This window comes from Prosthecodimorpha staleyi (assembly GCF_018729455.1).
GTDB lineage: Bacteria > Pseudomonadota > Alphaproteobacteria > Rhizobiales > Ancalomicrobiaceae > Prosthecodimorpha > Prosthecodimorpha staleyi.
In genome coordinates this window covers 100,976-114,722 of sequence record NZ_JAHHZF010000001.1, presented here as the reverse complement: position 1 = coordinate 114,722, position 13,747 = coordinate 100,976, and the positions used below count along the sequence as shown (strand labels likewise).

Annotated in this window: 11 protein-coding genes; 7 read left to right on the top strand and 4 right to left on the bottom strand. The window is 67.9% G+C overall.

Annotation, left to right across the window (positions count from 1 at the left end; translation table 11 throughout):
• Nucleotides 1-33 precede the first annotated feature (33 nt).
• The 6 genes from gatC to gatB all read left to right on the top strand — a co-directional run bounded on the left by gatC (nt 34) and on the right by gatB (nt 6,523).
• Nucleotides 34-321: an Asp-tRNA(Asn)/Glu-tRNA(Gln) amidotransferase subunit GatC gene (gatC, locus tag KL771_RS00510; protein WP_054357044.1), complete on the top strand. Its 288-nt coding sequence runs from the start codon at nt 34-36 to the stop codon at nt 319-321.
• A 49-nt stretch (nt 322-370) separates the two neighbouring features.
• The gene (gatA, locus tag KL771_RS00505; RefSeq protein ID WP_261966617.1) at nt 371-1,849 is read left to right on the top strand and encodes an Asp-tRNA(Asn)/Glu-tRNA(Gln) amidotransferase subunit GatA; all 1,479 of its coding nucleotides are present in this window, start codon (nt 371-373) and stop codon (nt 1,847-1,849) included.
• Complete coding sequence (locus tag KL771_RS00500) at nt 1,846-2,847, top strand: prolyl oligopeptidase family serine peptidase (RefSeq protein WP_261966616.1); 1,002 nt, start codon at nt 1,846-1,848, stop codon at nt 2,845-2,847. The genes gatA and KL771_RS00500 overlap by 4 nt, the downstream gene beginning before the upstream one ends.
• A gap of 185 nt (nt 2,848-3,032) precedes the next feature.
• Nucleotides 3,033-3,860 (top strand): glycosyltransferase family 25 protein, encoded by an 828-nt coding sequence (locus KL771_RS00495; protein WP_261966615.1) that lies wholly within the window; start codon nt 3,033-3,035, stop codon nt 3,858-3,860.
• Between the two features lie 83 nt (nt 3,861-3,943).
• A complete protein-coding gene (locus tag KL771_RS00490) occupies nt 3,944-4,921 on the top strand; it encodes a glycosyltransferase family 25 protein (protein ID WP_261966614.1) in 978 nt (325 codons plus the stop codon).
• Nucleotides 4,922-5,041: 120 nt separating this feature from the next.
• Nucleotides 5,042-6,523 (top strand): Asp-tRNA(Asn)/Glu-tRNA(Gln) amidotransferase subunit GatB, encoded by a 1,482-nt coding sequence (gene gatB / locus KL771_RS00485; protein ID WP_261966613.1) that lies wholly within the window; start codon nt 5,042-5,044, stop codon nt 6,521-6,523.
• 149 nt (nt 6,524-6,672) lie between these two features.
• Here gatB and msrP read toward each other — a convergent pair whose 3' ends face one another.
• Together msrP and KL771_RS00475 are read right to left on the bottom strand one after the other, a co-directional pair.
• Nucleotides 6,673-7,629 carry a protein-methionine-sulfoxide reductase catalytic subunit MsrP gene (gene msrP, locus KL771_RS00480; RefSeq protein ID WP_261966612.1) on the bottom strand — a complete coding sequence of 319 codons (957 nt, stop codon included), beginning with the start codon at nt 7,627-7,629 and terminating at the stop codon, nt 6,673-6,675.
• Nucleotides 7,630-7,800: 171 nt separating this feature from the next.
• The gene (locus KL771_RS00475; protein ID WP_390866498.1) at nt 7,801-9,885 is read right to left on the bottom strand and encodes an elongation factor G; all 2,085 of its coding nucleotides are present in this window, start codon (nt 9,883-9,885) and stop codon (nt 7,801-7,803) included.
• A gap of 258 nt (nt 9,886-10,143) precedes the next feature.
• On the opposite strand from KL771_RS00475, the gene KL771_RS00470 reads away from it, so the two are divergent.
• Nucleotides 10,144-11,496, top strand: coding sequence for a hemolysin family protein (locus KL771_RS00470; RefSeq protein WP_261966611.1), 1,353 nt, complete (start codon nt 10,144-10,146; stop codon nt 11,494-11,496).
• A gap of 267 nt (nt 11,497-11,763) precedes the next feature.
• Here the strand turns inward: KL771_RS00470 and KL771_RS00465 are convergent, their stop codons facing one another.
• A complete protein-coding gene (locus tag KL771_RS00465) occupies nt 11,764-12,687 on the bottom strand; it encodes a hypothetical protein (RefSeq protein WP_261966610.1) in 924 nt (307 codons plus the stop codon).
• A gap of 157 nt (nt 12,688-12,844) precedes the next feature.
• Entirely contained in the window at nt 12,845-13,717 is an 873-nt protein-coding gene (locus KL771_RS00460; protein WP_261966609.1) for a hypothetical protein, read from the bottom strand.
• Nucleotides 13,718-13,747: the final 30 nt, after the last annotated feature.

Here is a 13,747-nt window from a genome sequence, read left to right as displayed (position 1 = left end):
CTCGCCATCCTCCATCCGTCGGAAGCCGCGCCCATGTCCGTCGATCTCGACACCGTCCGCCGTGTCGCCCATCTCGCCCGCATCGCCGTGGACGAGGCCGAAGTCGCCAAGCTGCAGGGCGAGATCAATTCCATCCTGGGCTTCGTCGAACAACTCGGCGAGGTCGACGTCTCGGCCGTCGAGCCGATGACCTCGGTCACCCCGATGGTGATGAAGATGCGCGAGGATGCCGTGACCGACGGCGGCTATCCGGAGCGGATCGTCGCCAATGCGCCGATGACGGAGGACCACTATTTCGTTGTCCCGAAGGTGGTCGAATAATCCGCCGCCGCGCCGCCCGCCCGTTACCGCCCTCCCGGATGCCCCGACCGTGACCGATCTGACCCGCCTGTCCATCGCCGAAGCGCGCGACCAGCTGAAGGCCAAGGCCTTCACGGCGACCGAGCTGACCGAGGCCTATCTTGCCGCCATGGAGAAGGGCCGCAGCCTCGGCGCCTATGTGCTGGAGACGCCCGAGAAGGCGCGCGCCATGGCCAAGGCGTCCGATGCGCGGCTGGCCCAGGGCGAGGGCAGGGCGCTCGAGGGCATCCCGCTCGGCGTCAAGGATCTGTTCTGCACCGAGGGCGTCCGCACCACCGCCTGCTCGCGCATCCTGGGCAATTTCGTGCCCTCCTACGAATCGACCGTCACCGCCAATCTGTGGGCCGACGGCGCCGTCATGCTCGGCAAGCTGAACAACGACGAATTCGCCATGGGCTCGTCCAACGAGACCTCCGCCTTCGGCCCGGTCACCAACCCGTGGCGGCGCCAGGGCGACAATCGCGCGCTCGTGCCGGGCGGCTCCTCCGGCGGCTCGGCGACCGCTGTCTCGGCCTGGCTCTGCGCCGGGGCGACCGGCACGGATACGGGCGGCTCGATCCGCCAGCCGGCGGCCTTCACCGGCATCGTCGGCATCAAGCCGACCTATGGCCGCTGCTCGCGCTGGGGCATCGTCGCCTTCGCCTCCTCGCTCGACCAGGCCGGCCCCTTCGCCCGCACGGTGCGCGATACCGCGATCCTCCTGAAGAGCTTCGCCTCGGTCGACCCGAAGGATACGACCTCGGCCGACCGGCCTGTGCCGGACTACGAGGCGGCGGTCGGCCGCTCGGTCAAGGGTATGGTCATCGGCATCCCGAAGGAGTACCGCGTCGACGGCATGCCGGCAGAGATCGAGGCCCTGTGGAGCCAGGGCATCGCGTGGCTGAAGGCCGCCGGCGCCGAGATCCGCGAGATCTCGCTGCCGCACACCAAGTACGCCCTGCCGGCCTACTACATCGTCGCGCCCGCCGAGGCCTCCTCGAACCTCGCCCGCTACGACGGCATCCGCTACGGCCTGCGCGTGCCCGGCAACGACATCGTGGACACCTACGAGAAGTCGCGCGCGGCCGGCTTTGGCGCCGAGGTGCGCCGGCGCATCATGATCGGCACCTATGTGCTCTCGGCCGGCTACTACGACGCCTATTACGTCCGCGCCCAGAAGGTCCGCACGCTGATCAAGCGCGACTTCGAACTGGCCTTCGAGGCCGGCGTCGACGCGGTGCTGACGCCCGCGACCCCGTCGGCGGCCTTCGGCATCGGCGAGAAGTCGGGCGGCGACCCGGTCGAGATGTATCTGAACGACATCTTCACCGTGACGGTCAACATGGCCGGCCTGCCCGGCATCGCCGTCCCGGCCGGGCTCGATGCCCAGGGTCTGCCGCTCGGCCTGCAGCTGATCGGCCGGCCCTTCGACGAGGAAACCCTGTTCCAGGTCGCCCAGGTGATCGAGGACGCGGCCGGGCACTTCTCGCCGACGGCGTGGTGGGGATGACCCGGCCCCGGCGCCACCTGACCGCACTGCTGCGCCGCGCGCAGGCGCGTGGCATCGCGGCTGCGATCGCCGGGCTTGGCTTCGTGGTGGCGGTCGGTGCCGGTCCAAGTGCCGCGCAGGCGGTTCGGACCTTCTCGGCTGCCGACCTCATGAAGGGCACGAAGGTTTCGCGCGAAGCCTGTGCGAAGCTTGAGACATCGGTCTTCGTCGAAGCGGAAGGCGACGCCGTCTGCATCCGCTACTACATCGCCGGCGACGCGCGCGGGAAGCGGGCCGCGGTGTTCTTTCCGGGCGACAGCATCGGCGCCGATGCCAAGGGCAAGATCGCGCCGGATCCGGGCTACCTGACCCAGGCGCCAGAATATGTCCAGGCCGCCGTCGGGGTCTGGTCGCAGCGCCTCGGCGTGCCGTTCGTCTTCTTCGGCCGGCCGGGCCTGCACGGCTCCTCAGGCTGGCACGGCGACCGCCGCACGCGGCGCGAGGTGGCGCTGACGCGGCTCGCGCTCGACGCCATCAAGACCCGCGAGGGGCTAGCCGGCTATCACGTCGCCGGCATGTCGGGCGGCGGCATCCTGGCGGCGGCGGCGCTCGCCAGCCGCGACGATGTCGGCTGCGCCGCGATCGCTTCGGCACCGCTCGATTTCCGCGCCTTCGCCAAGACTTTCGCGATCCCGCTGCGCATCGACGGCCCGCGTGCCCATTACGACCTGATGCCCGAAGCCGCCACGGTCGCCGGCCGCAAGGGCGCCCGCATCCTGTTCCTGACCTCACCGAAGGATCGCGCGGTGCCGCCGGCAACGCAGCAGCCCTTCGTGGACGCGGTCAAGGCGGCCGGTGGGCGATATCTCCACCTGATGACCGACGGGCGCGGACCGGACCGGCACGCCCTGACGGAGAAGTCGCTGTTCAGCCTGGCGATGTGCATCGCAGGCGCCCCGGATGGGGAGATCGCGGTCCGCTACGGCAACACCGGTCCCGACGATCTGCCGCCGCCCTGAGCGGCGGCCCGGACAGGCGGAGGCGCGGACAGGCGGCGGCCGCCGGATTGTGGGATATATTTAGGAAATATAGAGATCGATTGTTTCCGGATGTCTATTTCCCTGGATCGAGGAAGATGAAATAAAGGCCGCGATCGGCATGACCTGCCTGATCGTGCCCCTTATCAGGTGAACCGACACCTCGTATGATACCGTGCTATGTCATCAATTTGAGGTCGAGGGTCGATCGGGCCGAGCGCATCGGTCGTGTATTCGGGGGTCTCGGCATCGCGTTCCGGCGCATCGATGCAATTCCGGTCACAGAGGTCAGTGACGAGTTGTCCCGGACCTGGGTACCGCCCGGACGGGATCGGCCGTTGGCGGTGGCCCATGTCGCCTGTTTCCTCAGTCACATGCGGGCCTGGCAGGCGATCGCGGACGGGTCGGATCGCTATGGAGCGGTCTTCGAGGACGACGTCATACTGGCGCCGGACATCGCTGCCTTCCTCGGCGTCGAGGACTGGATTCCGGCGGGCGCCGATGTCGTGAAGCTTGAAACCAAGGAAACACCCGAGGCACGGATCGACCGTCGCGCCTCGGGCGCGCTCGGCCGACACAAGGTGCACCGCCTGCGCGGGAAGCATCTCGGCGCGGCCGGCTATGTCCTGTCGCGCGAGATGGCTCTCCGTCTGCTGCAGCGCGACCTGCCGAAATATCCGGTCGATCGCGTCCTGTTCCACGAGACCGAGGGCTTGCTGTCGCACTGGAACATCCATCAGGTCGTGCCTGGCCTGTGTATCCAGGGGTCTGTTCTGGCGCGGATCGAGGGGCGCCCGCCGGAGCGCGAATTCGTGAGCGACATCGCCGCTTTGAGCCGCGACGAACGGGTCGGGCCGAAGCCCGCGCGCCCGCGGCATCTGCGCCGCCGCGGCCGCGGACTGCTCAAAGCGCAGATGGTGTTGGCGCGGCTCGGCCATCAATTCGGCCTTCTGCTCCGAGGCCAGAAAGGCGGCGCCATCCCGTTCCGGGACTGATCCGTCTCCGGCGATCGCCGGCGAGGGATCGGGCCGATCTGACGGGCTTCGTTGTTTCGTTGCCTGCAAAACTGCATGCGTCGATGGCGCACGCCGCTTCGAACAGTTACTTGCTGACCAAACGGAATTCTGCGGAACCGTGGTCTGGAGTCTCCATGCCGATCCATGCCTATGTCTTGAACCTGAAGCGCCGCCCGGATCGCGCCGACAGGATGAGTCAAATTCTGGAGCGTCAGGGGATACCGTTCGAGCTCGTGCCGGCATTGGACTATACCGACCCGGAGGTGATGGCGGAGGTGGAACGGCGCCGCGCGATTCCGGGCGGAATCCAGAATCGGGGCGCCATTGCCTGCACCATGTCCCACGAGGTGATCTGGCAACGGATTGCCGACAGCCATGCGCAGCATGCGGTCGTTTTCGAGGACGACATCGTCGTCGCCGACGATCTGGCGGCCACGCTCGCTGATCCGGCGCTCGTCCCGGCCGATGCCGACATCGTCAAGCTGGAGACCTATCTGAAGGCGCGCACGCGCTACGACCGGTCGGCAACGACGGTCGTCGGGCGCTACGGGGTGCACCGGCTGCGCGCGCACAGCATGGGTGCCGCGGCCTATCTGATCACCCGGAAGGCTGCGGTCGCGCTTCTGGCCCGACCTCTTCCGGCACGGGTCATCGACTGGATTCTGTTCGACGAGATCGAGGGCCTCCTGAATGAGCTGACCGTGTACCAGATGGTACCGGCACCGGTCGCGCAGGGGTCGGTCCTGATCCAGAAGCGGGACTGGCCGTCGGATCCGATCTATGCCAGCGATATCAAGCCGGTCATGGCGGAAACCGACAGGACCCTGTACAGGCCGCGACCGCCCTTCACGGTCCCCGATGACCGCAAGCTCCTGCTGACCCGTCGCTTCGGACTGTCCAGGCGGCTCCAGTCGATCGAGCGGTCCATGCGCACGCAAGCCTTTCGGGCTCTCTGGCGGCTTCGCGGCCAGTCCATGGGGGCCGTCCCGTTCGCGCTCGACGGCCAGGAACCGAAGGGCGCGTCCGACCGCACGCCGTGAGCCGGGCGCGCCCGCAAATCCGCCGGCCATCGTCCTCCCCTTGATCCGGGGGGCGCGAGGCAGTACCCACGGAGCACAGCGCCCGGTGACGCGGCGCGAGCGAATTGTCCGGGGCCTTTCATGAACGCTGTCGTCCGTACCGCCAAGCCGTCCCAGCTCATCCGTGGAGCGACCGGGGACTGGGAAGTCGTGATCGGCCTCGAAGTCCACGCCCAGGTCAATTCCGAGGCCAAGCTCTTTTCCGGGGCCTCGACCACCTTCGGCAACGATCCGAACGCCAATGTCAGCCTGGTCGACGCGGCCATGCCGGGCATGCTGCCGGTGATCAATGTCGAATGCGTCCGTCAGGCGGTGCGCACCGGGCTCGGCCTCAAGGCCGCCATCAACCGGCGCTCGATCTTCGACCGGAAGAACTATTTCTACCCGGACCTGCCGCAGGGCTACCAGATCTCGCAGTACAAGAACCCGATCGTCGGCGAAGGCCGCATCCTGATCGACATGCCGGACGGCGAGACCATCGAGGTCGGCGTCGAGCGGCTGCATCTGGAACAGGATGCCGGCAAGTCGATCCACGACCAGTCGCCGGTCTATTCCTTCGTCGACCTGAACCGCTCCGGCGTGGCGCTGATGGAGATCGTGTCGAAGCCCGACCTGCGCTCCTCGGAGGAAGCCAAGGCCTATGTGTCGAAGCTGCGCACCATCCTGCGCTATCTCGGCACCTGTGACGGCGACATGGAGAAGGGCAACCTGCGCGCCGACGTGAACGTCTCGGTGCACAAGCCCGGTACCCCCTTCGGCACGCGCTGCGAGATCAAGAACGTCAACTCGATCCGCTTCATCGGCCAGGCGATCGAATATGAGGCCCGCCGCCAGATCGGCATCGTCGAGGACGGCGGCACGATCGTCCAGGAGACGCGGCTGTTCGACCCCGGCAAGGGCGAGACGCGATCGATGCGCTCGAAGGAAGAGGCGCACGACTACCGCTATTTCCCCGATCCGGACCTGCTGCCGCTCGAATTCACCCAGGACTTCGTCGACGCGCTCGCCGCCCATCTGCCCGAACTGCCCGACGAGAAGAAGGCCCGCTTCGTGCGCGACTACGGCGTCACGCCCTACGACGCGATGGTGCTGACGCTGGAACGCGCCTCGGCCGACTATTTCGAGGCGGTCGCCAAGGGCCGCGACGCCAAGGCGGCGGCCAACTGGGTGATCAACGAACTGTTCGGCCGCCTGAACAAGGAAGGCAAGGGCATCGAGGCGAGCCCGGTCTCCGCCGACCAGCTCGGCGCGATCGTCGACCTGATCGGCGACGGCACCATCTCGGGCAAGATCGCCAAGGACCTGTTCGAGATCGTCTGGGCCGAGGGTGGCGACCCGCGCACCATCGTCGAGACCCGCGGCCTGAAGCAGGTGACCGATACCGGCGCCATCGAGGCGGCCTGCGACGCGGTCATCGCGGCCAATCCGGACAAGGTCCAGCAGGCCAAGGCCAAGCCGACCATGATCGGCTGGTTCGTCGGCCAGGTCATGAAGCAGACCGGCGGCAAGGCCAACCCGCAGGCGGTCAACGACATGCTGAAGGGCAAGCTCGGCATCGAGTGACCGACAACCGCTTCATCGAGCCTTCCTCCTGCATGAACGAAATCGGCCGTCGCCCTGAAGCGACGGCCGATTGATTCTGCGACGAAAAGCCGGACCGGATCCGCGAACCGGCATGGAGATCTATGCCGGGCCGGGGTCCGGGTCGATGGTCACATGAACAGCCGCTCGCCCTTGATGTCCTTGTAGAGATGGGCGACCTCGGCCGCATAGCCGTTGTAGAGCTGGGTCGGGACGCTTTCGCCGGTCGACAGCACGCGCTCGTGCGCCTGGCTCCAGCGCGGATGAGAAACCTCCGGGTTCACATTGGCCCAGAAGCCGTATTCGGTGTCCTGCAGCTGTTCCCAGAAGGTCTTCGGCCGCTCGGCCGTGAACGAGAAGCGCACGATCGATTTGACCGACTTGAAGCCGTATTTCCACGGCACGGCGAGACGCAGCGGCGCGCCATGCTGGTTGGGCAGCGGCTTGCCATAGGCGCCGACCGCGATGAAGGCGAGATCGTTGGTCGCCTCGGCCAGCGTCAGACCCTCGGTATAGGGCCAGGGATAGCCGGGCGAGCGCTGGTAGGGCGACTGGCTCGGATCCATGAAGGTCTGCATCTTCAGATATTTGGCGCCCGAGGTCGGCTTGGCGAGCTTGACCAGTTCGGCCAGCGCGAAGCCGGTCCACGGAATGGTCATCGACCAGGCCTCGACGCAACGCAACCGATAGAGCCGCTCCTCGAGCGGCATCTTCTGGACCAGTTCGGTGAAGTCGAGCGTGATCGGCGCCTCGACAAGGCCGTCGATGGTCACCTGCCAGGGGCGCGTCTTCAGCCGCCTGGCCGCACCGGCGACCGATTTCGAGGTGCCGAATTCGTAGAAATTGTTGTAGCTCGCATTGTCGGCCTCCGGCGTCAGCGGCCGATCGAGTTTGAAGGCCTCGTTGCGCTTGGCCGGCAGGAGCTTCACCAGCGGATCGTCGTCCGCCCGCGCCGGGCGCGCCATCAGGGCGGCGCCGGCGGCGAGACCGCCGAAACCCGCCAGCACCGCGCGCCGGTCCCAGAACAGGGCCTCCGGCGTCGCCGCACTCTCCGCCACCTGCCAGCGCCTGCGCTTCACGATGTTCATGTCCGTCACTCCCCTTACCCCGTCCGATACGCTCCAATCTGGCGGATCGTTACGGCTGGGCAAGCCGGGCAGGGGTCAAGCCATCGTGAGCGGGGCGCGCCGGGCCGTGCAGACGCGAAAAGGGCCGGCGTGGCGGCCGGCCCTCTCGTCTGGCGATGGCTCAGCCGGAGACTATGCCGCCCGGGCGGCCTTTTGCCGTTCCAGCACCTTGGCGGCAAGATGGCCGGACAGTTCGGCGAGATGTTCGAACCGGGCGCGGAAGGTGCCGACGCCGGCAGTGGCCGAGCGCAGTTCCACGATCAGGTGCTGCATCTCGGCCTGCGGGATCAGCGCCTGGACCGTGTCCCATCCGGCCCAGTCGGTGCGGGCATCGAAGCCGAGCAGCTGACCGCGCCGTCCGGTGACGATCTGGTTGATCCGGGCCGTCGCGTCGGACGGGCAGGCGATCTCGACCCTCAGAATCGGTTCCAGCAGGACCGGCTGGCAGTTCGGCAGGCCCTCGCGCATGCCGATCTGGGCGGCGGTCTTGAAGGCCATGTCGGAGCTGTCGACCGTGTGGTAGGAGCCGTCGACCAGCCGTACCGCGATATCCACGACCGGGAAGCCGAGCGCGCCGGCCTTGAGGCAGTCGGCGACGCCCTCCTCGACGGCCGGGATATAGTTGCGCGGCACCCCGCCGCCGGTGATCGCCTCGGTGAAGACGAAGCCGGACCCGCGCGGCAGCGGCGCGATCTCCAGCGCCACGTCGCCGAACTGGCCGTGACCGCCGGACTGCTTCTTGTGCCGGCCGCGCACGCTGGTCTTGCCGCGGATCGTTTCGCGATACGGCACCGAGATCGGTCTGAACTCGACCGTGACGCCGAACTTGGCTGTCAGGCGCTCGAAGGCGACGCGCAGGTGCATTTCGCCCTGACCCTCGACCAGCGTCTCGCCGGTTTCGGCATCGTGGCTGATGCGGATCGACGGGTCCTCCTCGGCGATCCGGGTCAGGGCCGCGTTCAGCTTGACCTCATCCTTGCGGTCGGTCGGGACCACGGCGGTGCCCATGACCGGCTCCGGCGGTGTCAGGGTGGCGAGCCGGGGCGTGCCGGTCTTGACGGTCGTCAGCGTGTCGCCGGTATGGGCGACCTCGACCTTGGCGAGGCCGACCGTCTCGCCGGCAAAGGCTTCGCCGCGCTTGGTCGTCTCCCGGCCCTGGATGCGGTAGATGCCGGAAATCCGGTCGCCGGCGCCGGTCGGATCGTAGAGCGTCGCTCCCTCGGCGAGCTTGCCGGCGAGCACGCGCGCGATCGACATCTTGCCGCCGTGCTGGGTGTGCAGCGTCTTCATGACCTGCACCACGGCCTCGCCCGGGCCGGCATTGAGGCCGAGCCGGTCGGCGGTGGCGGCGACCGATGGGGCGTCGTGCCGGATCGCCTTGAGCAGCCGCGTGACGCCGTTGCCGCGTTCGGCCGAGCCGATGAAGACCGGGCAGATCAGACCCTCGCGGGTCTCCCGGCGCAGGTCCTCGAAGATCTCGTCGCGCGGCGGCTCGATGTCGGAGAGCAGCTCCTCCATCAGGTGGTCGTCGTAGTCGGCCAGCTTCTCCAGCATCTGGTAGCGCGCCTCGACCTCCAGGGCCCGGTCGGCATCCGGGATCGGGACAATCTCGCTCTCGGCATGCTCACGGAAGACATGGGCGCGTTCGAGCGCGAGATCGATCGTGCCGATCGCGATGCCCTCCTTCCAGATCGGAATCTGGCGCAGCACCATCGGGACCGTCGAAGCGGTCTGCATCAGTTCCAGCGTTTCGCGCAGGCTCTGGTCGGCCTTGTCGATCTTGTTGAGGAACAGGACGTGGGGAACGCCGCGCGTCTCCAGGAGTTTCAACGTCAGTTGCAGCGCGGGAATTTTCTTCGCGTCGGCCTCGCAGACCACCACCGCCATGTCGACGCCGGGCAGCACCGCTTCACCCTCGAACAGGAACTCGACGGAGCCCGGGCAGTCGAGGATCGTGAAGCGCTCGCCCAGGAATTCGCAGTCCGCGACGTTCAACTCGACGCCCATGCGGTGCGCGCGCGCCTCCGGCGCGGCGTCGCCGAGGCTGGTGCCATCCGCCACGCGACCGGCCTTCTGGATTGCCCCCGTGCGCTCAAGGATCGCTTCGAGCAGGGATGTCTTGCCGCTCGCGAAGGGACCGACCAGTGCCACGCAGCGGGGGCCGGCTTGTCTGCCACGTCCCGCATTGCCTCCGATACCTGTCGAACCGTCTGCCATGATTGCCTCCCGTTCTTGGTATGTTCACACCAGCCCGTCCCCGCGGATCAGGGAAGAGCCGCGGGGATGGCACCGGGTCGAGGCGGAGGCGACCGCCTCTGGCCGCCATGGTCGCGCGATGTCTGCCCGCTGGCAAGGGTCGCCGCGCGGCCGGAGCCTCGGTAGCAATCCGGAGCCGGTTCACCGAGCCGTGCGCCCGAGCCCATGCGGGATGTCCCCCCGCGCGGTCCGGATTGTGCTAGGATCGTCGCGTTCGCAATGGACCAGGAGGGGCTCGGCGCCCGCGTTCACGGCATGATCGGTTTGGAACTTCTGTTCTTTTTCGCCCTGACGCTCGTGAACGGGTTCTTCGCGATGTCGGAAATGGCCCTCGTGTCGGCGCGCAGGGCGCGCCTCGGGCCACTCGCCGAATCAGGCGATCTGCGCGCCCAGCGCGCCATGGAACTCGGCGAGAACCCGACCCGGTTCCTGTCTTCGGTTCAGATCGGCATCACGGTCACCGGCCTTCTCGCCGGCGCGGCGTCCGGTGCGGCGCTGGCCAACCGCTTCGCCGAGTTCCTGATCTTTGCCGCACCGGGCATTCAGGCCTGGGCCGACGAGATCGCCTTTGCGGTCGTGATCGTGTTCATGACCTTCGTCACGCTGATCTTCGGCGAGTTGGTCCCGAAGCGGATCGCGATCGCCGCACCCGAGCCGATCGCCCTTTGGGTGGCGGGTCCGATTTCGGTCGTCAGCCGCATCGCCTCGCCCTTCGTCGGACTGCTTTCGATCGCCTCGAATGCCGTGCTGACCCTGTTCGGCGTGCGCGAATCGACCGGCGGCGAGGTGACCGAGGACGAGGTGATGCATGTGCTGGCGGAGGGTGTGCAGGCCGGCGTGCTCGACCCCGAGGAGCGCGAGATCCTCGAGGGTGTGATGCGCGTCGCCGACCGTCCGGTTCGGGCGATCATGACGCCGCGCCCCGATCTCTATTGGATCGACCCGAACGACCCGCCCGAGCAGATGCGGCGCGAGATCGCCGAATGCCCCTATTCCCTGGTGGTCGTTGCCACCGGTTCGATCGATGAGCCGACCGGCGTCGTCTACAAGAAGGACCTGCTCGCGGATGCCCTTGCCGGTCGCCCGGTCGACATCGCCGGCGCCTTGCGCGAGCCGATCGTGGTGCCGGAAAACGCCCAGGTTCTGAAGCTCCTGGAGACCTTCCGCGGCACGCCGACCCATTGCGCCTTCGTGGTCGACGAATATGGCAGCCTGCAGGGGCTGATCACCCTGACCGACATCATCGAAGGCATCGCCGGCGACCTCGCCGATGTCGACGCCCCCGGGGGCGGTCCGGTGCGCCGCGACGACGGCTCCTGGCTGCTCGACGGCGACACCGCCATCTCGGACCTGGAACGGCTGGTCGATCTGCCCGAACTGGAGCATGGCAGCTACCACACGCTCGGCGGCCTGATGCTGTCGGTGCTGAACCGCATCCCGACCGCGGGCGAGAAGGCCGCGATCGGCGATTTCGTGTTCGAGGTCATGGACATGGACGGCCGGCGCATCGACAAGGTGCTGATCTCGCCGCGCCCGACCGGCCGCGCCGTTCCGGAAGAGGATGTCGCCTGAGGATGTCGCCCTGACGGGCGGAGCGCGGTTCCGGCCGGCCTCACGGCCGTTGGCGGGCGGCCAGCTATTGCCGGGACCGTCCCTCGCGGGTCAGCCGACGGCATTCGGGCCGACCGCATTCGGGCCGATCACGTTCGGGCCGATCGCGGTCTCGGCAGGATCTTCGTTTCCCGCGATGGTAGCTTTCCCCCATCGCGACGCCGTCTTCATCCGGCATCGATCAAACAGAATTGCCTTCCCGGCGATGGTCGGCAATGCCGTCTGCGATCAGCACGCCCTGGCATTCTTGTCGGTGCAGCAGGGCGGCGGCGCGTCGCGACCGGCATCGCCGGGCGTGCAGGTCGGCTCGTCGGGCTTCTTCTTCTTCTTGACCAGCTGGCCGCCGGAGATGGCCTGCGCGACGGCACCGCCGGTCTGGGTCGACCAGGTGTCCGGATCGTCCTCGCGATGGCGGCGCATCAGCGACTTCTGCTGGCCGAAATAGACCTTCACGCCGCCGAGGCCGGCCGCATAGCCGTGCTCGCCGACGCGGCCTTCCGCGAACAGCGCGACATTGCCCCAGCCGGTCGAAGCCGGCAGCTGGTATTCGACGCCGCCGCGGCCCTGGTTGCCGGCGAAATCGTTGCGCCAGCCGGCATAGACGCGCAGGTCGTCGGTCGCATAGAGCGAGGCGACCGCATCGATGAAGCCGCGCGTCTTGACCATGTTGCCGTATTCGACACCGGCGATCGCCGACAGGCTGACCCGGTCGAGATAGAGCTCGCCTTCGGCGGCGACGCGGCCGAGGTTGAAGTCGCCCTTCGGCGCCTTGGTGGTGTAGCCGTCGGCATAGACGCCGAGCAGGGCGAAGGAGGGATTGCGCCAGAACAGGTGCCCGCCGACCGCGCCGCCGAATTCGCCGCGCGCCGTCTCGCCGGCCACGTCGAGCTGGGCGCCGAAGCTGTGGCCGATCGGCATCGCGACCGAGCCGGCCAGCCGGCCGAAGGCATGATCGCGGAAGGTCTTGTCGCCCCACTCGTAGCCGCCGGCGCCCTCGATCTTGCCGTTCAGGCCCGAGACCGCATCCAGCGCCTGCTGGGTCACCACGGGCACCGCCGGAGTGACCGGAACCAGAGGACGGGACAGGTCGGCCGCATTGGCGGCAGAGGCCGCCGTCAGGACCACCGCACCAGCCAACATCGTCGCGCGCATCAGGTTGCCATCCTCGGATTCTGTTTTTTGAAGGTATTGAACCTTGCATGGGGCCGGACAAAGCAAAAGCGCGGCCACCGGGGCCGCGCTCGCATTCCAATCTCTGTTGCCCAAGGGCCACGCATGCCGGTGCCCAACCGGTCTGGCGCCCTCTCGATCAGCAGCGCGTGCTCCTGGCATCGCAGCAGGGGGTGCGGGTGTCGCACGGCGGCGGCGGTTCCGGCTTGTCCTTCTTCTTCTTGACCAGCTGGCCGCCGGAGATCGCCTGCGCGACGGCGCCGCCGGACTGGGTCGACCAGGTGTCCGGATCATCCTCGCGATGGCGCCGCATCAGCGACTTCTGCTGGCCGAAATAGACCTTCACGCCGCCGAGGCCGGCCGCATAGCCGTGCTCGCCGACGCGGCCTTCCGCGAACAGCGCGACATTGCCCCAGCCGGTCGAGGCCGGCAGCTGGTACTCGACGCCGCCGCGGCCCTGATTGCCGGCGAAGTCGTTGCGCCAGCCGGCATAGACGCGCAGGTCGTCGGTCGCGTAGAGCGAGGCGACCGCATCGATGAAGCCGCGCGTCTTGATCATGTTGCCGTATTCGACACCGGCGATCGCCGACAGGCTGACCCGGTCGAGATAGAGCTCACCTTCGGCGGCGACGCGGCCGAGGTTGAAGTCACCCTTCGGCGCCTTGGTGGTGTAGCCGTCGGCATAGACGCCGAGCAGGGCGAAGGACGGGTTGCGCCAGAACAGGTGCCCGCCGACCGCGCCGCCGAATTCGCCGCGCGCCGTCTCGCCGGCCACATCGAGCTGGGCGCCGAAGCTGTGGCCGATCGGCATCGCGACCGAGCCGGCCAGCCGGCCGAAGGCATGATCGCGGAAGGTCTTGTCGCCCCACTCGTAGCCGCCGACGCCCTCGATCTTGCCGTTCAGACCCGAGACCGCATCCAGCGCCTGCTGGGTCACCACCGGAACCGCCGGAGTGACCGCCACCAGCGGACGGGAAAGGTCGGCCGCCGAGGCGGCAGAGGCCAATCCCATGAAAAGCGTACCGATCAGAAGCCTTCGAAC